This window comes from Halosolutus sp. YCN4, from assembly GCF_059736495.1.
The window spans coordinates 127,992-153,389 of the sequence record NZ_JCASSM010000004.1; the positions used below are offsets into that span (position 1 = coordinate 127,992).

Here is a 25,398-nt window from a genome sequence, read left to right on the forward strand (position 1 = left end):
TGGATTAGTGTTGAACATCCATTCTGCTATCAACGGTGGCGTGGTAGTCGAGTGACGCGATTCACGCCCGGCGTAAACGCCGGGATTCTCTCGCTGATTAAAGATAGACAACCCGCAACGGGTCGTCCGGTCGCCACACGCCGGTGCATTTTATGGTGGCCTGAATCGACGACAGTCGTGGATGAGCGTCCAGTTCCGGACCGATCGACCGACGAGGGGGGAGTGACGATCGGCGGGACGAGGTCTCGAGTGGCAGACGCAGGGACTGACGCGGCGCTCTCGACGATCAAGTCGCAGGTCGCCGGAAAAACCAGTATCAGATGCTGGAACCGGTGTCTACACGGCCCGTGTTGGGTTCGCCCTCGGCGTCAGCTGGGTCGCGTTGATAGATTCGAAGCCGGGCGTCGCGGACTGAAAACGCCGACTTGAGGTTCGGCGGGATCGTCTCCGCCTTGCCGATGACGAGGTAGCCTTCCGGACGGAGGGACCGCGAAATCGTCCGGAGCATGGGCTCTTTGTACGCGTTGTCGATGTATATGAACAGGTTCCGACAGACGACGAGGTCGAACCCTGACTTTGGCTCGTCGTTGATCAGGTCGTGGCGTTCGAAGCTAACGTTTCGTTTCACCCCGGGCCCGATCTCGTACCGTCTGCCGTCGACGTCGACGTACTCGCGGTAGTCGTCGAGAAAGTCGAGTTGGTCGTCCAGGTCGACGGTCCGGGACTCTTCGTAGACGCCCGATCGGGCCGTCTCGAGCGCCGGAGTACTGATGTCGGTCCCGAGGATGGAAACGCCGGACTCGTCGATCCCTGGATCGGCCCGAGCGAGCATCGATAGCGAGTACGGCTCCCGACCGTCCGCACAGGCGGCACTCCAGATGCGGACGGCGTCGTTGGCGGCCGACAGCGATCGGAGCACCTCGCGGATGCCCGCCCAGACGTCGGGGTTGCGAAAGAAGCCGGTGACGTTGATGCTCATCGAATCGAGCAACGCCTCCTGTTCGTCGGCGTCCTCGCGCAACAGGTCGAAGTACTCGCCGTACGTGTCTGTCTGTGTCCGACGCATCCGGGAGGAGATGCGTCGATCCAGGTAGCTATCGTTGTAGTGGCTCGTCGCGAACGCCAGTTCGTCCTCGACGTACTCGAGGAGGGCGGTAAAGTTCGCGTCGCGATCGTCGCTCACAGTTCCGTCACTCCGTTCACGTCGTCGGCGGAGGTCTTCACGACGAGCGTGCCCGATCCCGGCGTGAACTCGACGGTGCGGCCGTGTTCACCGCCGACGTCCTCCGCGACGAGCGGGACCCCGAGTTTCTCGAGTTCCTCCTTCGCGGCGGCGATGTTTCGTTGGCCGACGCCGTCGCCGAAGCTCTCGAACTCGAACATGTCGCTGCCGCCCGCGATCTTGGCTTCGACGGTCGTGTAGTTGGCCCCCTGCTCGACCATCCGGCGCAGGAGCGCGCGGATCGCCGTATCCGCGTACTTTCCGGGTTTGACGTCGCTGTTTTCGGCCTGATCGCCGTCGGGGAGCATAGAGTGTGCGAGGCCGCCGATCGCGGAGTCCTCGTCGTACAGTGCGATCGCGAGACAGGACCCGAGTCCGTAGGACTTGAGCGTGTCGTCGCCCTCGCTGACCACCAGTTCGGAGATGCCAACCTGGACCGGCGTCGGTGCGCCCGGTTCTGAGCCGTAGGTCTTCATGCGTTATCGACTTCCTGAAACTCCGCAGTCGTCGGTGCCTCCTCGATCCGATCGACGTCGAGATCGTTCAGTGCCCGTTCGAGGTCGTCTTCGTCGGGGATGGCGTACACTTCGCAGTCGAACTCGCATCCGTCCGCGACGACGACGGTGTCGAAGACGAACGCGAAGTCCTGGTTCTCCCCGAGCTGGATGATGACGGGATCGACCGCCGCCGCCCCGATGTCGTGGATGAACTCCGGCGTCGAGTGGTCGATCGTCGTGTCGAGCACGTTCGCCCAGCCGTCGAGGAAGCCACTGGCCATGATGTTGCCCAGTTCCTTGATCGCGCTGGTCCCCATCTCGCCGAATCCGTCCTCCTCGATCTCCGTCGGGACCATCGCGTCGACGATCTCGTGGGCCGACTCCTCGTCGAACATGAAGACGAGATAGCCGCTCGGCATCCCGTCGAATTCGAAAGCGACGCCGACGAGTTTCTCGTTCGCGACCTGTTCGGGGATCGCCTCGAGCGAGACGAAGTTCAACCGGCGGATCTCGACGCTGGTGTCGATCCCGGTCAGGGTCGTCGCCGTCTTGGCCATCTCTTCGGCACCGCGTTCGGCCATCCGATCGAAGCCGTCGAGTTTGTCGTACTCGATCCCGTCGTTCGTCCGGAGCTGTTCTAACAGTTGGGACATCGACTCCCGTTTCGGGAAGAGATAGTGGCTGAATCCGACCTCGGTGCCGACGGTCTCGATCCGGCTCTGGAAGAGCAGGGCGAGGTCGTCGTCGTCGGGTGCTTCCGCGATGTCGCCGAAGAACGTCTCCGCCGACTGGCCCTCGACGAACTCGGGAGTCGAGACGTCGATCACGGCCTCCAGGACGTCGGCCCAGCCGTCGATGAACCCGCTGTTCATGATGTGGCCGACCTCGGTGGCGGCGCTCCGGGTCATCTCGTCGAATTCCTCGCCGTCGGCCTCCGAGAGGAGGGTCTCGACGAGTCGGAGCGCATTTTCGCGTTCGAAGATCACCACCGAGTAGCCCTCGATGGCGCCCGTGAGTTTGACGCGGATACCGACCTTCTCGTTCGAGTCGTCGAAGTCGCGGCGGATCTCCCGACCACGCATGAAGTTGAGTTTCGTGACCCCGACCTGCGTCTCGACGTCGGTCATGTGTGTCAGCCGGCCGGCAGCGAGGCCCGCGCCCTCGCGAGCCATGCGATAGAACGTCCCGAGCGCGTTGACGTCGAGCTTCATGCAGGCTGGACTTCGATTCCGTTGACCATCTCGACGAACTCTGCGAGGTCCGGGAACGCGTATATCTCCGCCTCGATCTGGTAGCTCGGCACGGTCAGATCGGAGTCGAAAAACAGCGCGAGGTCGTCGCCGCCGAGGCTGGCCGTTCGGGTGACGATGTCGCCTGCCGGCGCGTACACTAGCTGTGGCGCCGCGATATCGATCGCCCGCCCGAGCACGTCGGCCCAGCCGTCGATGAAGCCACTCGCCATCATGTTCCCCATCTCCTCGACGGCGCTTCTGGCCATTTTGCCGGAGACGTCGGACATGTCGTCGACGACGTCGCGAAGCATGATCGCCGTGATCTTCTTCGCGCTCGCCTCGGGGAACAGGATCAGGATGTGTCCGTGCGGGGGATCGAGGAGCCGAACGCGGACGCCGACTCGTTTCCCGGGATCGAGTTGACTCTCGATGTCGTCGACGTCGATGAAGTTCGTCTTCGTGACCTCCATCTGGGCGTCCTCGCCCGTCAGTTTGCTCATGTTGTCGGCGACGCCGTTCGTGCCGACCTTTGCCATTTCGTTGATGAAACTCAGCTTCCGAATGTCGACTTTCATCGTCATAGGTTCCTCTGTGGGTGTTCGTGTTCGTTCATAGTGTCGTCACGTCCAGAATGTTGACTACCTCTCCCCGACCCCGCACCGTTGCCCCACTGAGTCCGGGGATACCACGCATGAAGCCCTCGAAGGGCTTGACGACGACCTCCTGCTGGCCGTGTACGTGATCGCAGTGAAGTGCGATCGGCCGGACCTCGTCGCGGATGCGAACGATCATCCCGTCACCGTTGGCGCCGGCTCGTGGCGTGTCGAGCACCTCGTCGAGCTGGACGAGCGACCACTCCCCCTCCTCGTCGGAGAGGACGGGCTCGCCGTCTCGGGCCTCGATCACGGACGCGTCCTCGATGTCGGCGACGGCCTTCGTCGGGACGCCGAACTCCTCGCCGCCACACTCGACGAACAGGATGTCGTCGATCGCGACCGACACCGGTAACGTCATCGTCACCGTCGTCCCGCCACCGGCCTCGCTGTCGATCTCGACGGTGCCGTTCAGGTCCTCGATCGTCCGTTTGACGACGTCCATCCCGACGCCGCGGCCGCTGACGTCGGTCACCTCGTCGGCCGTCGAGAGACCGGGGTGGAAGATGAGGTCGTACGCCTCGTCGTCCGACAGGTCGGCCGCCTCGTCCTCCGTGAGGATGTCGGCATCCACGGCCTCGGACCGCAGGCGATTCGGATCGAGGCCGCTCCCGTCGTCGGAGACCGTGATCCGGACCTGGTCGCGCGATCGATCGGCGGTCACGGCCACGGTCCCCTCCCGGGACTTGTCGGCGGACTCCCGTTCTTCGGGGGGCTCGATCCCGTGGTCGACCGCGTTGCGAACCAGGTGGATGAGCGGGTCGCCGATCCGATCGAGGATGCTCCGATCGAGTTCGACGCTCTCCCCGGTCATCTCGAACGCGACCTCCTTGTCCTGTTCGCGCGCGATGTCGCGCACCACGCGTGGCAGGCGGTTCGCGACCGTCTCGAGCGGCACGAGACGGACGTCCATCACCGTCTCCTGGAGGTCCGTCGTCAGGTCCTCCAGGTCGTCGAGTTCGGCCGCAATCGCCTGCAAGTCCTGCCCGGTTTCGATCGCGTGCCGGAGGCGAACGCGACTCGTGACCAGTCCCTCGACCAGGGTCAGCAGCGAGTCGATCTGTTCGACGTCGACCCGGACCGACTGGATTTCGTCGGTCTGTTGCTCGGCGTTCGGCCGATCGGATTGCTCCGGGATCGTGATGTCCGGAATCTCGAACTCCGGTTCGTCGACGACCCGGACGACGTCGTCCTCGTCGGCCGCATTGACCGCGTCGTCTCCGAACGCGTCGACGGGGTCGTCCGCCGCGTCGAACTCCGTGTCCGGGGTGTCGAACTCGCCATCTGCGATCGCATCGTCGTTCTCGAACCCGATATCGTCGAGCACGTCGTCGAACGAGTCGTCGTCGAACGCGTCGTCGTCGAACGAATCATCCTCGAACGCGTCGTCGTCGAACGAATCATCCTCGAACGCGTCGTCGTCGATCACGTCAGCGCCGAACGCGTCGTCGTCGATCACGTCAGCGCCGAACGCGTCGTCGTCGAACGAATCATCCTCGAACGCGTCGTCGTCGATCACGTCAGCGCCGAACGCGTCGTCGTCGAACGTGTCCTCGTCTTCGAACTGGTCGTCGACCCCGTCCGTGAAGGAATCGGCCTCGTCGACCGCGAAGTCGTCAGACTCGATCGTGCCCGCGTCGGACGCCTCGAACCCGGTCTCGACGGAGTCGTCGGTCTCCGCGACGGATTCGTCGACCTCGAAATCATCGTCTTCATCGTCTGCGGCGGGTTCGTCGATCGCGAAGTCGTCGTCCGCGACGGCCGCCGTGTCGTCGAACGCGGCTTCGACGTCGGAGTCGGCGGCAGGAGCATCGTCGATTACCTCGCCTGCCGGTTCCGCCTCGACTGCGTCGTCCGTCGCGCCGGGCGATCCGCCATCCTCGGGTTCGATCGGCGACGTATCGGCGTCGTCCGCCGCCGTCGCCGACTCGTCACCGACCGCGTCGGCGTCCGACTCGTCGGTCACGGAGTCCGCGTCGATCGTCTCCGCCGTGACGTCGTCGGGGTCGCGCTCGATGTCGTCGTTCTGGTCGGCGCTGGCCGTCTCGGAACCGTCTTCTCCGGCTTCGATCGGCGATTCCTCGTCCGCGTCGGATTCGTCGACCGCGTCGTCCGGTTCGGCCGTCGCGGCCGCACTGTCCGCGGATCCGGTCGACGTAGTCTCGTCGGTCGTCGCGTCGGCGCCAGCGTCGATCGCCGAGTCGTCCTCGACATGCGCGTCGTCGGAATCGACCGCGGCGTCGGCCGCTTCCGGCGACTCGTCGTCGCCAAGCACGCCGTCCGCGTCGGCCGGCGAGTCGTCGCCCAGCATCTCGTCGATCGCGTCGTCCGAGGGCTCGTCCTCGAGGAACGAGTCGTCGTCGAGGTCGACGTCCTCGCCGAGCAGTTCGTCCATGTCGACCTCGTCTTCGTCGTCGAACTCGTCGAACTCGAGGTCCTCGAGTTCGTCCTGGAGTTCGTCGAAGCCGACCATCTCGACCTCGTCTTTGAGTTCCTCGAAGACCGCACCGGCGTCGTCGACTTCCTCGTTGCCAGCCGAGGCGGGTTCCCCGGCCGCGACGTCGGCCGATTCGGCGTCCTGGGTCTCGTCGTCCGAGGGGGGTGCGGGCTCGTCCTCGACGTCCGCCTCGTCGAGGAGGTCGTCGAAGGATCCCGCGTCGCCCATCTCGTCGAACGCGTCCAGGTCGTCGTCCTCGAGTTCCTCGACCTTCTCGTCCAGGTCGTCGAACTCGTCGAACTGGTCGAGCAGTTCGTCGACCTCGAGATCCTGGGCCTCCTCGTTGGAGAGTCCGCCCGCGAGGTCCTCGTCGGCGACGGGTCGGGCTTCGTCCGCGGTTCCGTCGGTCGCTCCATCGGAGCCAACTGCGGCTGCGTCGAACCGATCGGTCACGTCGACGATCTCGAAGTCGGTGACCTCGTCGACCGGTTCCAGCCCGGACCGGATCGCGGCCTCGCCGACCGCGCTGCCGAAGACCGCGTCGAACCACCCGCCGTACTCGTCGGCGTCGATCCGCTCGCGCCCGGGCACGGTTCCGATCATGTCGAACGCGTCGATCAGGGCCTCGACGACCAGCGGGCCGTTGTTGATCTCCTCGTCCGGGGTGATCGCGAGGCGTGCGAGATACGCGTCGTGTTCGTCGTCGGCCGGCGGGTCGAACCGCGAGAGGACGTCGTCGATCTCGTCCTCGCTCGGCGGATCGATCGACGGTGGCCCGGACGGCTCTCCGAGTTGATCCCGGAGGGCCTCGATCGTCGCCGACGGATCGGTCTCGATTTCGCCGGTCGCCTCGACCTCGTCGATCATCGTCTCGAGTTCGTCGACGGCGTCGAAGACGACGTCCATCAACTCCGACGTGACGTCGAGGTTGTCGGCCCGGACTGCGTCGAGGAGGTCTTCGATCGCGTGGGCGAGATCGCTCGCCGACTCGAGTCCCATCGCACCGCAGTTCCCCTTGAGCGTGTGGGCGATACGGAAGATGTTCTCCATCGCCTCGTCGTCGTCGGGGTCACGCTCCAGCGTGAGTAAGGCGTTGTTCAACTCCGTGATTTGTTCGTCGCTCTCCTGAACGAAATCGGTCACGTAATCAGTCATCGTTCTCACCGTCCGTTGCAAACGCGTCGACGAGCTCGTCGACGATCTCGCTCGCGGGGGCAACCTCGTCGATACAACCCGTTTCGATCGCCTGACAGGGGATGCCAAAGACCGGACTCGTCGCCTCGTCCTGGGCGATGGTGTGGCCGCCGGCGGCCGAAATCGCCTCGATACCGGCGGCCCCGTCACGACCCATGCCGGTCAGCACGACGCCACAGAGCGGATCGGCGCCCGCCCCAACGGCGGTCTCCATCGTCACGTCGATCGCCGGCCGAACGCCGTGGACCCGCGGCCCGTCGTCCAGTCGAAGCACGAGCGTCTCATCGATAGCCAGTGACACTTCGAGGTGGTGATCGCCGGGTGCGACCGCCGCCTCGCCGGGGCCGAGTCGATCGGCGTCCGACGCTTCGCGGACGTCGTACTCGCTCAACGAGTCGAGCCGATCGGCGAACCGACCGGTGAAGCCGACTGGCATGTGCTGGACGACGAGGACCGTCGCACCCAGCGCCGCCGGCAGCCGCGTGAACAGTCGTTCGACGACCTTCGGACCGCCGGTCGACGCACCGATCACGATCGTCGGACCGACGTCGGGTTCGTCGTCGATCGGAACCGGTTCGGTCGCCTCGTCCTCACCTGCCGGGACCGGATCGGCACCTGTCCCGGGAACCGGTGTCGGACTGGCTCCCGGCGAGGCCGTCGCCGTCCCGGCTTCGGTGACGGGGCCCGCCGCGGGCGTGGTCGCCCTGTTGCTCACGGCCTCCGTCGCACCGCCACTGCTCGTCGAGTGGACGGCCGCGGCAGCCCGGGCGAGAGCGAGCGAGGAGACGTCCGCGTCGGCGAGTTCGTCGACCGTCTCGACGACCTCGTCGGCGAGGTGTGCGATGTTCTTCGATTCCGGATTGCCGGGGTCCGGCTTGTGGAGGAACTCCACGGCGCCGCGTTCCAGCGCGTCGAGCGTGGCTTCCGTGCCCGCTTCCGTATACGCACTGAGCATGAGAATGAGCGTCGGATTCGTCGCCATGATCCGCTCGACAGCCTCGATCCCGCCCAGTTCGGGCATCTCGACGTCCATCGTCACGACGTCGGGATCGTACTCCGCGACGGCGTCGATCGCCTCCGCGCCGTTCGATGCCGTTTCGACGTCGTAGCCAGCGTCGGAGAGCGCGTTGCCGATGACTGTCCGCATGAACTGCGAGTCGTCGACAACGAGTACTCCCGTCATGCAGCGACGACGTCGGAGAGGGCTTTTCTGACGCTGGGTTCTTCGAACGGTTTCGTGACGTAGCCGTCCGCGCCAGCTTTCACGGCGAGTTTCATCTTCTCCCGCTGGCCGACGCTCGTACACATGATGACGCGCGAATCGGGGTCGAGTTTCTTGATCGCCGCGGTGGCCTTGATACCGTTGCATTTCGGCATCACGATGTCCATCATTACGATGTCCGGATCGTGTTCTTTGTACAGTTTGACTGCTTCAGCGCCGTTGGACGCCTCTCCGAGAATGCGGTAATCCTGCTCGAGGATCTGTCGGAGTAAATTCCGCATAAAATGAGAGTCGTCCACGATGAGCACCCCTGTCGACATTCAGTAGTACACCAACCGCTGATAGAAATACAACTACCATAAATGCTGTCTCTCGATTATCAGTAATGATAAACGACGAATACGGCTGTGAGAGGCGCCTCAGACCCCGACATCTGAGATCCCGTCTACGGGCCGTTCGCGCCGTGTCCCGACGCTACTAGCAGTTTGTCGACGTCGATCACCGCGGTCGTCTCGACGACGATTTCCCGGGTCTCGTCGTCCGATTCCGCCGCGTCGTCGACCGCTTCGTCGGCGTCGATATCGAACGTCTCACCGATCGATTCGAGGCCGCTCCCCATCGACTGACCCCGCGATAGCGCGGCCACACCGCCCAGTCCGCTCGCGGTCCCGGTGTCGACGGCGCCCTCCTCGTCGGCCGTCGCGACGGCACTCCCCGCGGGACGGTCCGGTTCGCGTTCCTGTTCGACGAGCGCCACGACGAGCGGGTGCTCGAGCGCGTCGCCCGAGAGGTCACGGTCCTCGACGGCGGCCTCGTCGAGGACGTTCCGTTCCGGGACGGCTTCGACGCCGATCACGTCGTCGATCCGGATCCCCGCGGACTGCTGATCGGCCGGACGATCGAAGACCAGCAACCGTTGGCGTCCCGACTGATCGTCCGTCACGGGAAAGTGAACACGTGGATCGACGACCGCTGTGATGTCGCCCCGGAGATCCGTCACCCCCTCGATTGCCGGCGGCGATCGGGGTACCCGCGTCAGGTCCGCCGGGGGTTCGGTGATCGTCTTCACCTCGTCGACCGGGAGTGCGAGTCGGTGTTCTCCGAGGCGGATAAAGACGAACTGTCGTCGTTCCTCCTCGTCGACCGAACCGTCCGACTCCTCTCGTCGCTCGTCAGTGTCGTCGATAGTAATCCCGAGAAGCTTTTCGGGCAGATCCGGGGCCATGTTCCTGTTCGTCTATCACATTCCACCAATAAAACGTTGACTGCCGACACCGTCACGGACGCTGACGGAACCGATCGTGTTATCCGGCCGAACCTGGCGATCTGACGACAGTCCCGCGTCGGTACCGGTCGCCGAATACACGAGACGTATTTTTTGTAGTGGGTACCGAACGTGTCCGATGACGTCGGTTTCAAATTCGCGTGACGACGGCGATGTCGGCGCCGTACCAGCTGTCGTTACCGCAAGCCCGGCGGTGGGCCGCCGTCGTCGTCGTCATCGAGGTCGACGTCTATCCCCATCTCCTCTCGCTGTTCGCGAAGCCGTTTGACTTTCCGGTAGTAGTACCCGATCCCGACGCCACCGAGCAGGACGACCGTTCCCACGAGTCCGGCGAACAGCGCGATGTCCCTGGTGTGATAGTACCTGAGCGAGATCGTACTGTCGACCTCGTCCCAGACCAGCCGTTCCCGGTTGCCGTCGACCGTCTCGCGCTCGTAGCCGCCCGGAGTGACGTCGCCGAACAGGAAGTTCGTCGTCCGGTGGTCTTCCGGGAGGGTCACCTCGTACGACCCCGTCACGTACGCCGGCAGACGGAAGGTCTTGCCGCCTGCCGCCCCCGAGAACGCGAGGGTGCCGTTGCCGTCCGGCACGCGGACCTCGGTGCTCGATCGGCTCTGGTCGACGTCGAGTTCGGAGCCGTTCAGTTCCGTCCCGTTCGGGTACCAGTAGCGGACGCTGTGGATGTCGAGCGCCTCGTCGCGGTAGAACGTCGACCGGTACAGCGAGAGTTCCTCGGTGTCGTTGAGGTCGTACACCGCACGGAACTCGCCGTCGCCGATCAGGCTCCCGCCCTCGATGTCGATCGCGACGTCGGCGTCGCTCTCCCTGAGATCGTCGTACTCCTGTTCGCGATCGAGTTCCTCGTCGGAGATGCCGCCGAAGATCGCCGAACAGCCGGCGCCCGTCGTGAGGAGTGCGACCGCGAGGATCACGAGAACGAGCCGTCGGTTCATACTAGGGAACGACACAGCGCAGTTCCGCGGGGAGGTACTCGCCGACGCTCGCCAGCAGTCCCGGCGGATCGGTGTCCTCGGTGCAGATCACGCTCTGTTCGAGCAGACCGATCCGTTCGACGGTGACGTAATCCTCGGCGTGTCCGGCCCGGTTGAGCGTCGCCCGCACCTCCGCTCGCGTGGCGCTGTTGACGTTGAGCCGGCCGCTTCCGCGGGTCCACTCGTAGAGCCGATCGACCTCGTCGTCGGCGAGTCGGATCCGCCCGTCCGCATCCGGGTCCGCGTAGACGAACCGCAACGGCATGTGCTGGACCAGGCCGTAGCGCTCGCGGATCTGTTCGGGAGACCCCGGACCCAGCCGGAGTTCGTCCGACGGAACGCGTACCCCCTCGCCCTGTCCGGCGTCGAGGACGAACCCGTCGTCGTCCCACGATTCGAGGGTCCCGACGTAGGTCTCGCCGGGCGCTAAGTCGGGGACGATCTCGCCGAACTCCTCCCGCAGGACGTTCCGCGCGACGACCGCGTCGTCGCCCTCGATCGTTACCGACGGGAACTCGTCGTGGCGAACGCCGATCTCGAACTCGACGTCCAGGTCGCCGATCTCGTTGTCGACGAGCGATCGGAGCGAGTCAAGCGCCCGATCGCGGGCGTCGCCCTCCACGTACAGTTTGGTTGCGAGTACTACCATCAGGCTCCTGCGTCGATGTTGAGTTCGTCCTCGAGCGCCTCGAGTCGATCGTCCATCGCGTTGACGAGTCGGTCGTTGTCCATCGATTCGACCGGCGAGCCACACTCCGGACACTCGAAGCCGAAGTCCATCGCCTCGCCGAACTCGAACCGGATCGAGCAGATCTCACAGAGGTAGAACTCGTGGTTGCGCTCGTACTCCCGGCGGTCCTCCAGGGCCTCGTGGAGCCGGTACATCTCCTCCTCGAGATTCTCCGGAATGTTGTCGTACTCGAAGGTCCAGAGGTAGGTCAGCCACCCCGAATCCTCGTCCCGGAGCCGACGGTACGTCGCCAGGTCGTTCTCGTAGAGAATAAACAGCGCCCGGCGCACGTCGTTCAACTCGAGGTCGAGTTCCTCGGCGAGTTCCTCGTCGGTCACTTCCCCGTCCGGCGGTGCCGCCGCGACGGGCATTCCCTTGGGACCGACGAGCTCGTGCAAGTACTTCTGGATGACCGGATCCTCGAGCAGGTCCTCAAAAGCCATTACCTATCTATAACGCCATCCGGCCATTAAGTCTTGTCAACTGCCCGCGGTGGCGCGGGACTCGGCAGCGACCTCGGCCGCTACCGACACCGTCCTCGACCGGACTCACAGCGGGTACCGGTCCGAGCCAGACAGTGACTCGAGACGATCCGACGGGACGACAGGAAGACGTTCCGACTGTACGTACGAACACCGGTTTCGAGTTCAGGTGTCTGGCTGTCCGGCGATGAAGTACCGGATCCGGCTGCCGTCGAACACGGCGCTCCGGAACGATCATATTGAACGTCGTGAGAAACCGAAAAATTTTAATTATTGAATATGTGATTTATGGGCGGTGTATGTGAATGACAAACACCGACACACCCATATCAGCGACGGAATCGAAGGCAGACTCAGTCGCGGCCGACGACAGCGAGGGCAGTGACCCCACGCGACGGACGGTCCTGAAGCTCGCTGGAACGACCGCGGCGGCGACGACCGGTATCGCGGCGTTCTCCGGAAACGCGGCGGCGCTCAGTTGCGGCGACTACCTCGACGCTTGGACTGGCTACCCCCACCTGTACTACGGACGCCTCAACGGCGTTCGGGACGGGATGACCTACCGTCTCGTGAATTCGGACTACCCGGACAAAGTGATGGAGGTCGAAGGGGCGTCCACCGACGACGGGGCCGACGTCCACCTCTGGGACTGGGACGGCGGCGACAACCAGAAGTGGCAGATCGATTGGGTCGGCGACGGCTGGCGATTGACCGCCCAGCACAGCGGAAAAGTGTTGGACGTGGAAGCCGCGTCCCAGGACGACGGCGCGAACGTCTACCAGTGGGAGTGGCTGGACAACGACAACCAGACGTTCGACATCTTCCTCACGGACGGCAACGGCGACCTCAGACTCGAAGCCCAGCACAGCGGTAAGGTTGTCGACGCCGACAACTACGAAGGCGATAACGGCACCAAAATCTTCCAGTGGGACTGGTGGGGCGGCGAGAACCAGCAGTGGTCCCCCGAGTTCGTCGACAACGACGGGACGTTGGTCATCTTCACGCACGGGTGGCTCGAGGAGATCGGCGGCACCGCCGAGGACCAGGCCTACACGGCAGGGGACGCCCTCAGGAACGAGGGCGTGAACGTCCCCGTCATCGGCAACAAGTACGATTCCAAGACGTTAGACTGGTGGGACGCCAAGGACGAGGCCAAGAACGCCGGGAACTACTTCGGCGACTGGCTCTCCGAGTTCATCGACCGAAACCCGAACGTGACGATTCGTGTCATGGCCCACTCCCTTGGTGCGATGATGACGCTAACGGCGCTGAACCGCCTGGCCGAGCACGGGAAGCGCATCGCCACCCTCGACCTCGTCGGCGGCGCGGTCGACCACGACTCGATCGAGGACACCTGGGCCGAGGGCGTCCAGAACGCCGCGGGCGAGGTACACAACTACCACAGCTACAACGACGGCGTCCTCGACGTCATCTACGAGGTCGGCGAGTGGGACGACGCGCTGGGATACTCCGGTGCCGAGGGCTGGACGCCCGGCAACTACTACGATCACGACGTCTCCGACGACGTCGGCTCGCACTGCGAGTACTTCAAGCGCGACGGCTGCATGCACCGCGTCGTCGCCAACTGGTGAGTCGGCAGGGGTATTCGATCGCCCACGCGTCTCGCCGCCGGTTCTCGCCACTAGTCGTATGGTTCGCCCGACGACGTTCGATCTCTTGCCGAACGGGTCACGCGGAATGTGGAGGATAGATTAAAGTCGCTTTCCTCGTCTTTTAATATATGACGCACCGGCTCCGGTTTTTCGAACGGTTCAGACAGACGATCGCTTCGGTCATTCACCTTCCGCTCTCTGCAGTCGGCCTCTATGCCGAACGGAAGACGCCCCGCGACCAGTACGCTCTCACGGTCCGAGCGCCGAACGGCGAGTTCGAAGCGACGCTACACCGCCTCGGGTTCGTCCGCAACTTCGTCTCCTCGCTAAAGCGCCGCGAGTACGATGCCCCGCCCGAGATCTCGGTGGCCAGCTGGGTATGGTACCCCGACAACGCGCTGTTCAGCACGCACCAGCTCCACATCGCCCTCTACGTCGGTCCGAACGAGGAGACGACCGACGTATACGCACACTGGGAGCCGTCGTGGATCCGACACCCGATTCGCCACTACCGGGCCCGCGAGGTCGACAACTCGAAAGGCGTCCAGCGAATCCGTGAGATCCTCTCGGATGCGGACGTCGAGTGCTTCGAAAAGCCGGCCGACGAGCGATTCCCGACCGCAGACGAACGACGGTAGGAGTGATCCGGATCCGACTTACGAATCACCGATCGCCGGAAACGCCGCCATCGAAATCGACGGCATCGACGCCGACGGGGTACAGGTCCTCGCCTCGGTCGCCACCTCGATCACCGCCACCGTCCCGCCGTTCGCGATCGTCGTCCGTAGTCCGGTTACGACGCCGATCGAACACCGTGTCCTCGGACCAATGACCCTACCTTCGCTCGATCCGAACGCTACAACCCGAACGCGACGACGGCGTTCGATACTACCGGACGACGTGATCGGGACGACGCGTACTCCGTCGCGTAGTCTCCTCCCGGAGAGTCGGTCGGCGAATCGAATCACAAAACCGTTTTGATAGTCGTTCGCCTCTATACGATATGGACCAGCCAGCGGAGACGCCGACACGCGAGCTGCTCGCACACGTTCTCGTTCCCGTCGCACACGAGGCCGACGCCAGAGTGACGGCGCGCGCGCTCGAGCCGTACGACCCGAATCGCGTCACGGCACTCCACGTCGTCGAGAAGGGCGAGGGCGTGCCGGACAAGACCCCGGTCGAACAGTCCGAGGAAGTGGCTGCGGACGCCTTCGAAGCCATCCGAGAGGTGTTTCCCGACGCCGACGACCACGTCGCGTACGGCCGGAACGTCGCCGACTCGATCTTCGCGGTCGCCGACGAGGTCGACGCGAGCGCGATCGCCTACCGGGCACGGGAGGGCGGTCGGCTCGCCCGATTCCTCTCCGGCGATCTCACGCTGAAACTCGTCACGGAGGCCGATCGGCCCGTCGTCGCGCTTCCCAAAGTCGACGGTAGCGAGGACTGAGCCCGCCGAGACGCGACACGCCGAACCCGCGTCGATTCGTGTCGACGAAAATCGTGGGATTCTCCGATACAGCAAATGCAAAAGGTTCAAATTCACTTCGCCTATCGAATAGATATGTTGACTTCGAAGATGGATACCGCTAGTCGTCGCCACGAGACCGTGAGACGACCGGGGTCGGGGCGGCCAGTTCGGAACAGTCCACGAGCGCCTGCCGGGCGATTTCTCGCGTGGTGAGTGGACATGAGCACTGAAGAAGAACTCGCGAAGGACCTCGGTCCGCTCGCCGCCCTGACGATCGGGATCGGGACGATGATCGGTGCCGGCATTTTCGTTCTGCCAGGGACGGCAGTCGCACGGGCCGGACCGCTCGCCGCGGCGACGTTCGTCCTCGGCGGGGTCATCGCGCTCTTTACCGCGCTGTCTGCCTCCGAACTCGGGACGGCGATGCCCAAGTCCGGCGGCGCGTACTTCTACGTCAATCACGCGCTCGGACCGCTGTTCGGATCGATCACCGGCTGGGCGAACTGGATCGGCCTCGCCTTCGCCTCCGCGTTCTACATGTACGGCTTCGGCGAGTACGTCAACGCGCTGGTCGGTATCGGCGGCCTCGAACTCGGGCCGCTCGTGCTCTCGGCCGGCCAGTTGATCGGGTTCGTCGGTGCGTTGCTGTTTATCGCCGTCAACTACCTCGGGGCGAAAGAGACCGGGACGCTCCAGATCTTCATCGTGATGACGTTGCTCGGCATTCTGGCGCTCTTTACCGTCGTCGGCCTGTTCAACGCCGACCTCGACTCGCTCAGGCCGATCGCACCGCCGGGGACGGCGACTGAGGTGTTACCGGTGACCGCCGTCGTCTTCGTCTCCTATCTCGGCTTCGTCCAGATCACGTCCGTCGCCGAGGAGATCAAGGATCCCGGCAGGAACCTTCCGCGCGCGGTCATCGGCTCCGTCGTCATCGTCACCGTCGTCTACGCGCTGTTCCTCCTCGTGCTCCTCGCGGCGGTCCCGAACGACCTCGTGGCGGACAACGATACCGCGGTCGTCGACGCGGCCCGACTCCTGTTCGGCCAGTACGGTGCACTCGGATACGGATTCGGTGCGATCGGTGCCGGCCTGCTCCTGATCGGCGGCCTGCTGGCGACCGCATCCTCCGCGAACGCGTCGATCCTCTCGTCGTCCCGGATCAACTTCGCGATGGGCCGGGAGAAGATCGTCACACCGAAACTCAACGAGATCCACCCGCGCTTTGGCACGCCCTACAAGTCGATCGCCATCACCGGCGGCCTCATCCTCCTCTTCCTGCTCGCCGGCAATCTCGAGTTGCTGGCAACGGCTGGCTCGGTACTCCACCTGATCGTCTACGGGTTGCTCAACCTCGCACTGATCGTGATGCGAGAAGCCGACCCCGAGGACTACGATCCCGACTTCGAGGTCCCGTTCTACCCGTTTGTCCCGGTTATCGGCGCGATCGTCTCCTTCGCCCTGATCGCGTACATCGAACCGACCGTCATCGTCCTGTCGGTCGCCTTCGTCGGCTTCGCGGCGCTGTGGTACCTGCTGTATGCGCGCCGGAAGGTCGAGACGTCCGGTATCCTCGCGAACTGGATCCTCGATCGCTCCGAAGAGATGCCCGACGCGGCCGTCTCCGCGGCATCGTCCGTCCAGCCCGAAAAGAGCACCTATCGCGTGATGGTGCCGCTGGCGAATCCGGCGACCGAGAAACACCTCATCACGCTCGCCTCGGCGATCGCGAAAGAGCGCGACGGCACCGTCGTCGCGGTCAACATCGCGAACGTGCCCGACCAGACGTCGCTTGCGGCGGCCCGCGACCGGGGCGCGTACGACGCCGCCAACGAACTGCTCGAGACCGCGAAAGCGGACGCCGAGACGCTCGGCGTCGACGTGGAGACGTACGTAATCCTCTCACACCGGACCTTCGAGGAAGTGTTCGACGCCGCGACGACCTTCGACGCGGACATGACCGTGATGGGGTGGGGAGACGACTCCCACCACGCGCCCGGCCGCGCGGAATCCGCGATCGACGAACTTGCGCACAACCTGCCCTGCGACTTCCTCGTGTTCAAGGATCGCGGCTTCGATACGTCGCGCATCCTCGTCCCGACCGCCGGCGGCCCGGACTCGGCGCTCTCGGCGACAGTCGCAGGGACGCTCAGCGAGGAGTTCGACGCCGAGGTGACCCTCCTTCACGTCGCCGACGATACCGACGCCGGGGAGGCGTTCCTGGAGAAGTGGGCGGCCGACCACGGACTCGAGGACGCGACACGTCGCGTCGAGTCCGGCGACGTCGAGAACCGTATCGCGGAGGCGGCGACGGATGCAACGTTGCTCATCATCGGCGCGACCGAGAAGGGGCTGCTCTCGCGACTTGTCCGCGGCTCGCTCGTCCTCGACGTGCTGGACGACGTCGAGTGCTCGGTCCTGCTCGCCGAGACGCGTCACAAGCGCGGTCTCAGGGAACGAATTTTCGGTTCCCGCGATCGCGCCCCGGAACGGAACGAACCGGCGAACGAAGCCCGGACGAAACCGTAGGAACGCCCTCGACGGGTCGGAGGGGCGTGTTTGCTCGTATTCTGCGAATCGCTTCGAAGCCGTCGTCGGACCGGCGATCCGGCGTGTCGCCCCTGTTCGTCGCGGTACGCTGACGAGACGATCTCGCGATTACCGCCGCCAGAACGCCCCGGTAAACACGACGAGCGCGGGGATGATCTCGAGGCGGCCGATCCACATGAGGAAGATCATCAGGAGTTTTGACGTGTACGGGAACTCGAGATAGCTTCCGAACGGGCCCAGCGAGCCAAAACCCGGCCCGATGTTCCCGATCGTCGCGATGCTCGCGCTGATCGCCTCGAGTGCGGTCAACTCGTAGCCGACGCGGGTGGCGTCCAGCGCGAGTAGAACCGTCGAGAGTCCGAAGATGAGGAAGTAGATGAACGTGAATCCGAGCACGCCCCGAACGGCGTCCTCGTCGACCACGTAGCCGCCGAGCCTGATCGGCCGGACCGCCTCGGGGTGAGCGGCGGTAAACAGTTCCCGATGGGCGACCTTCAGGACGATCAACCAGCGGATTATTTTGACGCCACCGCCGGTGGACCCGGCGCTCCCGCCGATGAACATCGTGAACAGGAGCAGCACCTGGGCGTTCGTCTCCCAGTCCGCGAAGTCGCTCGTCGCGTACCCCGTCGAGTTCAGTAGCGACACGATCTGGAACGTGGCCTGTCTGAGCGCCGGTTCGATCGTTCCTTCGGTGGTCCCGCCGAGTGGCCCCAGTGCCGGCGCCGCTCCGCCGTAGAGGAGCGTGCCGAGGATTCCCGTCAGGACTGCGATCGCACCGGCGTAGGTTCGAAATTCCGTGTTCCGGACGAACCGCCGCGGTTCGCCCCGGAGCAGGTACCAGAACAGCGCGAAGTTCGTCCCCGCGACGACCATGAACGGGATGATGACCCACTGGACGATCGCCGAGAACGCGGCGATGCTGTCGGCCTCCGGGGAGAACCCGCCGGTCGGCAGGGTCGTAAAGCCGTGGGCGACTGCGTTGTAGAACGTCATCTCGGGGGCAAGCCCGAGGAGGTGGAGCCCGTACAGCAGACAGATCAACAGGACGGTAAAGCCGAAGTAGACGAGCCACAGGATCCGCGCCGTCTCGGCGATCTTCGGCGTGAGTTTCTGGAGTTCCGGCCCGGGTGCCTCGGCGCGGATCAACTGCGCCCCGTTGACCGCGAGTTCGGGGAGGATGGCGATCATCAGGACGATGATCCCCATCCCGCCCAGCCACTGGGTGAGTTGTCGCCACATCATGATCGCGTGGGAGTGGCGCTCGACCGAAATTTCCCCGAGGACCGTCGCGCCAGTGGTCGTGAACCCTGACATCGACTCGAAGAGGGCATCGATCGGGTGCGAGAGGGCCGACGCGGTTCCGTACCCCGCCAGCACGTACGGAATCGCACCGACGATCGCGACGGCGAGCCAGGAGATGGCCACCAGGAGCATCGCCTCCCGCGGCTGGAGATCCGGATCCGGATCGAGTCGTTCGAGCGCGTGCCCGATCGCGATCGTGAGCGCGATCGTCGCGACGAATTCGAGGAGGTGCTCCCCGTAGACGAGTGCGACGACCAGGGGGACGACCATCGTCAGCGCGAGGTACTTCAGGATCGTCCCGGTGAGCGCGACGCTCGCGCGCCAGTCGATCCGCACCATCAATCCCACCCCGCCGACTGGCAGCTCATCGTTCCGCCCGACGATCGCACGTCCGTCATCCTGTCGACAGACGACTCGGGGAGACGACTAAAGGACTTCGTCTCGTAGCGTTCGCATGGCCGTGCGACTGCCCAGCGTCCGCGACCCGCGTTCGTTTGTCGACGTGTTCGGAGTCGTCGTCATCGCGGTCGGACTGATGGCCGCCATCCTGTCCGTCTGGCGCGGAACGATCGTCCGGATCGAGATAGTCGCGTTCGTTCTCCTGGTGTCCGTCTGGGTAGTATGGGCAGTGGACAGAATCCTCGAGCGATCGGTCGAGGGAGCCAAACGGGAGTCGAGCCGGAACCGGGAGTGGCGGCGCTGATCGCGTCACTGCCGACCCGATCGCTGTCGCATCGGCGGTGATGCGGTAGCCGGCTTAGATGAGGTCGATGACGTCGTCGAGGACTCTCGCGTCGACGAAGAGCACGACGTGGTCGCCCGATTCGACGACCGTCGTTCCGCGGGGCGTTACGAGTTCGCCGCCGCGAGAGATCGCCCCGATCACGACGCCGTCGGGCAGGTCGGCGGTCGCCTCGGCGATCGGTCGGCCCGTCAGCACGCTGTTGATGTTGGCCTCGATCTCGATCACCTCGGCGCGATCGTGTTCGAGCATGGCCACCTTCTCGGTGTGGTCGGCGCGGGTAAAGCGGACGATTTCCTCGGCGGTCTCCTCGCGCGGGTTGACCGCGACGTCGATCCCGACGGTCTCGAAGACGTCGGCGTACTCGGGGTGTTCGATGACGGCGACGGTCCGATCGACGCCGAGACGGCGGGCCAGAAGCGAGACGAGCAGGTTCTTCTCGTCGCTGTCGAGGGCGGCGACGACGATGTCGGCCTCGTCGACGTGTTCGCGGGCCAGAAACTCCGCGTCCGTCGCGTCGCTTTCCATCACCATCGTGTTCGGGAGTTTCTCCGCGACCTCGCGGGCGCGATCTGGGTCCCGTTCGATCAGCCGCGGGCGATTGCCCTGTTCCTCGAACAGGCGGGCGACCTGGAAGCCGATTTCGCTGGCCCCGACGATGACGACCTCCTTGGACCCGTTCGACTCGGTCGTGACGATGTCGGTCGCGAACCCACTGACGGAGTCGGGACTACCGATCACGACCACCCTGTCGCCGGCGCGGATCATCGTCTCGCCGGTCGCGACCATCATCTCCCCGTTGCGGAAGATGCCGGCGAACGTCAGCGAGTCGTACTGGTCGGCCTCGCGGACGGTCTTGTCTGCGACGGGACTTCCCGGCCCGATGTCGAACTCCGCCATTCGAACCAGGCCGCCGGCGAACATCTCGACGTCCTGGGCCGCGGCCAGGCCCGAAATCCGGAAGATCGCCTGGGCGGTCAGCAGGTCCGTACAGGCCATGAAGTCCACGCCGAACGCGCCCTGGGAGCCCTGCCAGGTCTCGAGCAGGGTGCGGCGCTTGACGCGGGCGATCGTGAACGCGTCGCTTCTGGTCTTTGCGGCCCCGCAGACGACGAGGTTGGTCTCGTCGTCGTCCGTACAGGCGATGACCAGCCCGGCGGACTCGATGCCCGCCTCCTCGAGCGTCTCGATATCCGTCCCGTCCCCTTCGATCGCCAGAACGTCCAGCGAGTAGGTCAGCTCGTCGACGACGTCGCCGTCTCGATCGACGATCACGACGTCGTGCGAGTCCTCGAGGTTGGCGGCGATCGTGCGCCCGACCTCGCCGGCACCGACGACGATCACGCGCACGGCGATCCCTCGCGAGTCATTATTATCGATGATTTTTCGAGAAGGGGGATATACGTTACGCACGATCACTGTACGGCTTAAGAGGGGGCGCTACACCCCGTCGCCGTCCGTATCGGTCGACTCGACCCGCTTGCCCGTCTCCATCGGGATCACGCGCCGATCGGCGTCCGCCCACTCGCGGTCGAGTTCCCGGCCCTCGAAGAGTCGATCGAGGAAGACGGCGAGACCGGCCACCTCGGAGTGGGGTTGGTTGGTGACGCCGACGTTCCAGTCGGCCGCCTCGTAGACGTCGAAGGGGACCTTCTCCGCGCCGACGACGACCAGGAGCGGGTCCTTGTCGTCGCGGTGGGCCGATCGGATCTCGCCCTCGACGTCCTGGACGCGCTCGCCGTACATCGTGAGGTGGACGATCCGGCCGTCCCAGTCTCGGATGAGCGCCTTCGGCGACGCCGTCAGTTCGACGTCGAACGGACCGCCGAACCGATCGGTGATGTCCGCGACCGTCTCGTGGGACTGGCCCGCGTTGTCGGGGAAGACGGCCCGATCGGCCCCGAGCGCCCGCGCGGTCAGCCCGACGTGGGTCGTCATTCGCTCGTCCCGGCCGGGGCGGTGGCCGAGTCGAAGGACGGCGACCTCGGGAAACTCCTGCATGAGGGTACCCACTGGATCGGGAGGTTAGGGAATTTCGTTTTCGGCCTCGATTCCGGGAGATCGATGGCCATGCTGACACTGATCTTATTGAGCCGCTCTCACATGCCGTGTACTATGGAGAAGATCAACGAATCCGCCCTCGACTGGGACGAGTACGATCGCGACGAGACGGACGGCGAGACCGCCTTCCGGCGCAAGGAACTCGCGAACGCGGTCGACGCCGACGCCCTCGGCTGTAGCCTCTACGAACTGCCGCCGGGGAGTCGATCGTGGCCGTACCACTACCACACGGCGAACGAGGAGGCGATGTACGTGCTGTCCGGCCAGGGACTGCTCAGGGTCGCGGACGGCGAGGAATCGCTGACGGCCGGGGACTACGTGACTTTCCCGGCGGACGAGAGCGGCGGCCACCGGGTCGTCAACGACGGCGACGACCCGCTCCGGTACCTGATGGTCTCGACGATGACCGAACCCGATATCACCGTCTACCCCGAGATGGAGACGTTCGGCGTCTACGTCGGCTCCCCGCCCGGCGGGCGGGACGAGCGATCGCTCGAGGGGTACTACCGGATCGACGACGACGTCGACTACTGGGAGTAGTCGGTCGACGATTCCGTGCGACCGGGAGCCCGACGATCGGGACACGACGCGCCACGATCGTCGATCGATCCCGATGCGCCAGGTCCTCGCCGGACAACCGGGACGACCGCGGGCGCCGACAGGCTTTTTCAGGTGCCGGAAAAATTCGTACACGATGGCCAAACACGTGGTTCGACGGGTGAGCGATCGATGAGCGGTATCGGCGACTGGCTCGAAACCGCCCGCGAGGAGCGCTGGGGAATGCTCACGGATCTGCTGTTCGCGATCGTCTGGGTGTCGATCGTCGACCTCCTCTTTCGCGTCGTGACGGGGCCAACGTGGGCGTATTACCTGCTGATGCTCTCGGGTATCGCCGCGTACTACGCGTTCGTCTGGAACCTCGAACTGGCGCGCAAGTGGCGCGAATCCGAGTGAACGCTCGCGGCTGCCGGTTCTCCACCCGACGAGTACGGCGAATCGGAGCGCTCGGCTGGCGCTCGACGGATCGACGCGGGCGCAATAAAAAACCGATCGGCGACCGTCGTTACTCGTTTCGCTGTGCGTCGACGACGAGCACCGGGACGTGCGTCGATCGCAGCGTCCGTTCGGTGACGCTCCCGAGCAGGGCGCGCTTGACGCCGGCGCGACCGTGGCTGCCCATGACGACGAGGTCGATGTCGTTGTCGTCGGCGTAGGTGGCGATCATGTCGTGTGGTCGGCCGCCCGAGTAGTGTTCGACCACCGAGAGGCCGCGGGCCTCCGCCTGTTCGCGGACCGAGCCGGTCGCGGCTTCCGCGTCGTCACGGAGTTCCGTCATGCCTTCGAAGTTACCCTGCCGAAGGCGATCGACCTGTTCCGTCCCGAGGCTGTACGCGACGGCGTCGGTGTCGACGACGTACAGCGCGTGTATCTCCGAGTCGTATCGTTCCGCGATATCGATCGCGTGGTCGACCGCCAGTTCCGCTACGTCGCTTCCGTCCGTGGGGATGAGTATGCGTTCGTACATGGCTCAGTCGTCCGCAGGTGATGGTCCGCCGCTGTTTCTCTCGGCGACGACGTCGGCCGCCGTCTTGTCCTTCGGCATCGGTTCCGGGCTGTGACACTGCCGAACCATCTGCTTCGTCTCGAGCGGCGGTTCGTCGGTGACCAGCGAAACCGCGATGGTGATGGCGAACACGAGCGGCACGCCGATCAGGGCTGAGCCGATCGCGGGCATCCAGGTCGCGAGGACGTCAATCCCGATGCCGGGACCGAAGTGGCCCTCGTTGAACATCGGGATGAGCCAGAGGATTAATCCGCTGCTCATCCCGGCGAGCGCACCCTGCCGGTTCGTGTTCTCCCACCAGAGACCGAGGAAGAACATCGGGAACAGCACGATGGCTGCCAGCGAGAACGCGAAGCCGACCAGTGCGGCGATCGGCTGCGCAGGGTCGAGCGAGAACAGGATCGTCAGCACGCCGAGCGCGATGATGCTCAGCCGGCCGACGAGGACCTGCTGTCGCTGGGTCGCGTCGGGGTTGATAATGTTCGCGTAGATGTCGTGCGAGATCGCCGAGGAACCGGCGATGAACAGGCCGGCGACCGTCGCGACCGCCGCGGCGATACCGCCTGCCGCGACGAAGCCGACGAGCCAGGTCGGCAGGCCGGCCAGCTGCGTCGCCAGCACGACGATGACGTCACCCGCGGCTCCGCTCATACCGTTGTCACCGTAGACGGGGCCGACCTCCTGTGCGTAGAGGTCGGTACCGAACGCCGCGTACGCGGGCGCGGACAGGTACAGCAGGGAGATGAAGAACAGTCCCCAGGTGCACGACCAGCGGGCGGTTCGCTCGTTCTCGACCGTGTAGAAGCGAACCAGCACGTGCGGCAGGCCGCAGGTCCCGAAGATCAGGCTGAACGCCGTCGCGATCCACAGGTAGTAGCTGCCGCCGGCAAACGGTTCGTAGAACTCGCTGCTGAGTTCGGTGACCAGTTGGCCGTACTCGAGCTGGGGCAGTATCGTCGAGTAGTCTCCCGCGAGACCGGTCGCCAGCAGCCCGATCAGGAACGCGCTGATGAGGATGACGTACTGGAGGACCATCGTTTTCGTCGCCCCGAGCATCCCCGACAGCGAGAGGTACGCGATCGTGATGACCATGAAGATGATCATCATCGCCTGGTAGCCGCTCAGTCCCGGAATCCCGGGGTCGCCGAGGATGTACAGGCCGACCAGACCCATCCCGCGAGCCTGTCCGAGCGCGTAGACGAACCCGATGAGGAACGTCGTGATCGCCGCGATGGCGCGGGCGGCATCGGAATTGAATCGATCGCCGATGAAGTCCGGTGCGGTGTACTTCCCGAACCGTCGCATCTGGGCGGCCAGGAAGATCAACAGGACGAAGTAGCCGGTCGTCCAGCCGACGACGAACGCCAGGCCGTAGACGCCCGACAACGCGATGAGCGCGGCCATCCCGAGATAGGACGCCGCCGACATCCAGTTGGATCCGATAGCCATCCCGTTTTCGACGTTCCCGATCGAGCGGCCGGCGACCCACATGTCCGTGGTGTCGGCGACCTTGTAGAAGTAGCCGGCCACCAGGAACAGCGTCATCATCGCGATGACGATGATCGCCGGAAGGGGCTTGAACCCGATGTTCAGTCCCTCGGGAAGCAGTTCCTGGTCGGCCTGGAGCGGTACCAGCACGTTCCCAACGAGCGCGTTGGCCACTGCGAGCCCGCTCATCGATCGACACCTCCGTCAGTTGCCGCGGGTTCCTGGCTGCCGGTGTCCGTTCGCTCCACGTCGGCCGCCGCGAACTGTTCGATGTCGTACTTTTCGTCGATCTTGTCGCGCTTTCGGACGTACCAGACCGACAGCAAGAGTGCGCCGCCCGGTCCGCCGACCGCGATCAGGAAGTAGTGAAGCGGGAATCCGAGAACCGGCATCGTCGACGTCATCACGCCCGGTGCGAGCCGGGTCGCCGTAATCGGCCCGAACGTGCTGAGGATCCAGATCGCGAACCCGGTCAGGATGACCCGGTTGTGGTCCCGCATGAACGGGGTCTGGGGCTTCAGTAGGTTGATCTCGACGTCCAGATAGTCGATTTGCTTCTCCCGCTCGACTTCCGAGAGGCCTCCGTCCGTCTGGAGTTCACTCGATTCCTCCTTCGTGTTCTGAGTGTTATTGTCTGTCATATTTCGAATCGTGATAGTTC

General features: G+C 64.7%; 24 protein-coding genes. 7 read left to right on the forward strand and 17 right to left on the reverse strand.

Annotation, left to right across the window (positions count from 1 at the left end; genetic code table 11):
• Positions 1 to 316 precede the first annotated feature (316 nt).
• The 11 genes from AC6I6X_RS15330 to AC6I6X_RS15380 all read right to left on the reverse strand — a co-directional run bounded on the left by AC6I6X_RS15330 (position 317) and on the right by AC6I6X_RS15380 (position 11,907).
• Positions 317 to 1,183, reverse strand: a complete 867-nt coding sequence (locus AC6I6X_RS15330; protein WP_497931418.1) for a CheR family methyltransferase — start codon at positions 1,181 to 1,183, stop codon at positions 317 to 319.
• Positions 1,180 to 1,698 (reverse strand): chemotaxis protein CheD, encoded by a 519-nt coding sequence (locus AC6I6X_RS15335; protein ID WP_497931419.1) that lies wholly within the window; start codon positions 1,696 to 1,698, stop codon positions 1,180 to 1,182. Before AC6I6X_RS15335 ends, AC6I6X_RS15330 begins: the two co-directional genes overlap by 4 nt.
• Positions 1,695 to 2,930 carry a chemotaxis protein CheC gene (locus tag AC6I6X_RS15340; RefSeq protein WP_497931420.1) on the reverse strand — a complete coding sequence of 412 codons (1,236 nt, stop codon included), beginning with the start codon at positions 2,928 to 2,930 and terminating at the stop codon, positions 1,695 to 1,697. Before AC6I6X_RS15340 ends, AC6I6X_RS15335 begins: the two co-directional genes overlap by 4 nt.
• Positions 2,927 to 3,532 carry a chemotaxis protein CheC gene (locus AC6I6X_RS15345; protein ID WP_497931421.1) on the reverse strand — a complete coding sequence of 202 codons (606 nt, stop codon included), beginning with the start codon at positions 3,530 to 3,532 and terminating at the stop codon, positions 2,927 to 2,929. Before AC6I6X_RS15345 ends, AC6I6X_RS15340 begins: the two co-directional genes overlap by 4 nt.
• A gap of 28 nt (positions 3,533 to 3,560) precedes the next feature.
• Entirely contained in the window at positions 3,561 to 7,196 is a 3,636-nt protein-coding gene (locus AC6I6X_RS15350; protein ID WP_497931422.1) for an Hpt domain-containing protein, read from the reverse strand.
• Positions 7,189 to 8,418, reverse strand: coding sequence for a chemotaxis-specific protein-glutamate methyltransferase CheB (gene cheB / locus AC6I6X_RS15355; RefSeq protein WP_497931423.1), 1,230 nt, complete (start codon positions 8,416 to 8,418; stop codon positions 7,189 to 7,191). Before cheB ends, AC6I6X_RS15350 begins: the two co-directional genes overlap by 8 nt.
• Entirely contained in the window at positions 8,415 to 8,777 is a 363-nt protein-coding gene (cheY, locus tag AC6I6X_RS15360) for a chemotaxis protein CheY (protein WP_497931424.1), read from the reverse strand. Before cheY ends, cheB begins: the two co-directional genes overlap by 4 nt.
• 125 nt (positions 8,778 to 8,902) lie before the next feature.
• Positions 8,903 to 9,682, reverse strand: coding sequence for a chemotaxis protein CheW (locus tag AC6I6X_RS15365; RefSeq protein ID WP_497931425.1), 780 nt, complete (start codon positions 9,680 to 9,682; stop codon positions 8,903 to 8,905).
• Between the two features lie 236 nt (positions 9,683 to 9,918).
• On the reverse strand, positions 9,919 to 10,695 hold the full coding sequence (locus tag AC6I6X_RS15370) for a DUF5803 family protein (RefSeq protein WP_497931426.1): 777 nt from the start codon (positions 10,693 to 10,695) through the stop codon (positions 9,919 to 9,921).
• A gap of 1 nt (position 10,696) precedes the next feature.
• On the reverse strand, positions 10,697 to 11,383 hold the full coding sequence (locus AC6I6X_RS15375) for a DUF2110 family protein (protein ID WP_497931427.1): 687 nt from the start codon (positions 11,381 to 11,383) through the stop codon (positions 10,697 to 10,699).
• Positions 11,383 to 11,907, reverse strand: coding sequence for a transcription factor (locus AC6I6X_RS15380; RefSeq protein WP_250138503.1), 525 nt, complete (start codon positions 11,905 to 11,907; stop codon positions 11,383 to 11,385). The genes AC6I6X_RS15375 and AC6I6X_RS15380 overlap by 1 nt, the downstream gene beginning before the upstream one ends.
• Positions 11,908 to 12,251: 344 nt before the next feature.
• On the opposite strand from AC6I6X_RS15380, the gene AC6I6X_RS15385 reads away from it, so the two are divergent.
• The 4 genes from AC6I6X_RS15385 (at position 12,252) to AC6I6X_RS15400 (ending at position 17,556) form a co-directional block, all read left to right on the forward strand.
• Complete coding sequence (locus AC6I6X_RS15385) at positions 12,252 to 13,538, forward strand: RICIN domain-containing protein (RefSeq protein WP_497931428.1); 1,287 nt, start codon at positions 12,252 to 12,254, stop codon at positions 13,536 to 13,538.
• Positions 13,539 to 13,687: 149 nt separating this feature from the next.
• Positions 13,688 to 14,197 carry a hypothetical protein gene (locus AC6I6X_RS15390; RefSeq protein ID WP_497931429.1) on the forward strand — a complete coding sequence of 170 codons (510 nt, stop codon included), beginning with the start codon at positions 13,688 to 13,690 and terminating at the stop codon, positions 14,195 to 14,197.
• Positions 14,198 to 14,562: 365 nt separating this feature from the next.
• Complete coding sequence (locus AC6I6X_RS15395) at positions 14,563 to 15,006, forward strand: universal stress protein (protein WP_497931430.1); 444 nt, start codon at positions 14,563 to 14,565, stop codon at positions 15,004 to 15,006.
• Positions 15,007 to 15,246: 240 nt separating this feature from the next.
• Positions 15,247 to 17,556, forward strand: a complete 2,310-nt coding sequence (locus AC6I6X_RS15400; RefSeq protein ID WP_497931431.1) for an amino acid permease — start codon at positions 15,247 to 15,249, stop codon at positions 17,554 to 17,556.
• Positions 17,557 to 17,685: 129 nt separating this feature from the next.
• Here AC6I6X_RS15400 and AC6I6X_RS15405 read toward each other — a convergent pair whose 3' ends face one another.
• Positions 17,686 to 19,224, reverse strand: a complete 1,539-nt coding sequence (locus AC6I6X_RS15405; RefSeq protein WP_497931863.1) for a TrkH family potassium uptake protein — start codon at positions 19,222 to 19,224, stop codon at positions 17,686 to 17,688.
• Positions 19,225 to 19,336: 112 nt separating this feature from the next.
• Here AC6I6X_RS15405 and AC6I6X_RS15410 point away from each other — a divergent pair, with 112 nt between their 5' ends.
• Positions 19,337 to 19,585: a hypothetical protein gene (locus AC6I6X_RS15410; protein ID WP_497931432.1), complete on the forward strand. Its 249-nt coding sequence runs from the start codon at positions 19,337 to 19,339 to the stop codon at positions 19,583 to 19,585.
• A gap of 54 nt (positions 19,586 to 19,639) precedes the next feature.
• On the opposite strand, the gene trkA is transcribed toward AC6I6X_RS15410, so the two are convergent.
• Both trkA and AC6I6X_RS15420 read right to left on the reverse strand, forming a co-directional pair.
• Positions 19,640 to 20,974 carry a Trk system potassium transporter TrkA gene (gene trkA / locus AC6I6X_RS15415; RefSeq protein ID WP_497931433.1) on the reverse strand — a complete coding sequence of 445 codons (1,335 nt, stop codon included), beginning with the start codon at positions 20,972 to 20,974 and terminating at the stop codon, positions 19,640 to 19,642.
• Positions 20,975 to 21,064: 90 nt separating this feature from the next.
• On the reverse strand, positions 21,065 to 21,625 hold the full coding sequence (locus AC6I6X_RS15420; protein ID WP_497931434.1) for a tRNA (cytidine(56)-2'-O)-methyltransferase: 561 nt from the start codon (positions 21,623 to 21,625) through the stop codon (positions 21,065 to 21,067).
• A 114-nt stretch (positions 21,626 to 21,739) separates the two neighbouring features.
• Between AC6I6X_RS15420 and AC6I6X_RS15425 the strand changes: the two genes are divergently transcribed.
• The gene (locus AC6I6X_RS15425) at positions 21,740 to 22,225 is read left to right on the forward strand and encodes a cupin domain-containing protein (protein ID WP_497931435.1); all 486 of its coding nucleotides are present in this window, start codon (positions 21,740 to 21,742) and stop codon (positions 22,223 to 22,225) included.
• Between the two features lie 189 nt (positions 22,226 to 22,414).
• Complete coding sequence (locus tag AC6I6X_RS15430) at positions 22,415 to 22,639, forward strand: DUF8119 family protein (protein WP_497931436.1); 225 nt, start codon at positions 22,415 to 22,417, stop codon at positions 22,637 to 22,639.
• Between the two features lie 109 nt (positions 22,640 to 22,748).
• On the opposite strand, the gene AC6I6X_RS15435 is transcribed toward AC6I6X_RS15430, so the two are convergent.
• Genes AC6I6X_RS15435 through AC6I6X_RS15445 form a run of 3 tightly spaced genes read right to left on the reverse strand, consistent with a single transcriptional unit; the run spans position 22,749 to position 25,378 of the window.
• Positions 22,749 to 23,210: a universal stress protein gene (locus tag AC6I6X_RS15435; protein ID WP_497931437.1), complete on the reverse strand. Its 462-nt coding sequence runs from the start codon at positions 23,208 to 23,210 to the stop codon at positions 22,749 to 22,751.
• A 3-nt stretch (positions 23,211 to 23,213) separates the two neighbouring features.
• Positions 23,214 to 24,926, reverse strand: coding sequence for a VC_2705 family sodium/solute symporter (locus tag AC6I6X_RS15440; RefSeq protein WP_497931438.1), 1,713 nt, complete (start codon positions 24,924 to 24,926; stop codon positions 23,214 to 23,216).
• Positions 24,923 to 25,378, reverse strand: a complete 456-nt coding sequence (locus tag AC6I6X_RS15445) for a DUF4212 domain-containing protein (protein WP_497931439.1) — start codon at positions 25,376 to 25,378, stop codon at positions 24,923 to 24,925. Before AC6I6X_RS15445 ends, AC6I6X_RS15440 begins: the two co-directional genes overlap by 4 nt.
• Positions 25,379 to 25,398: the final 20 nt, after the last annotated feature.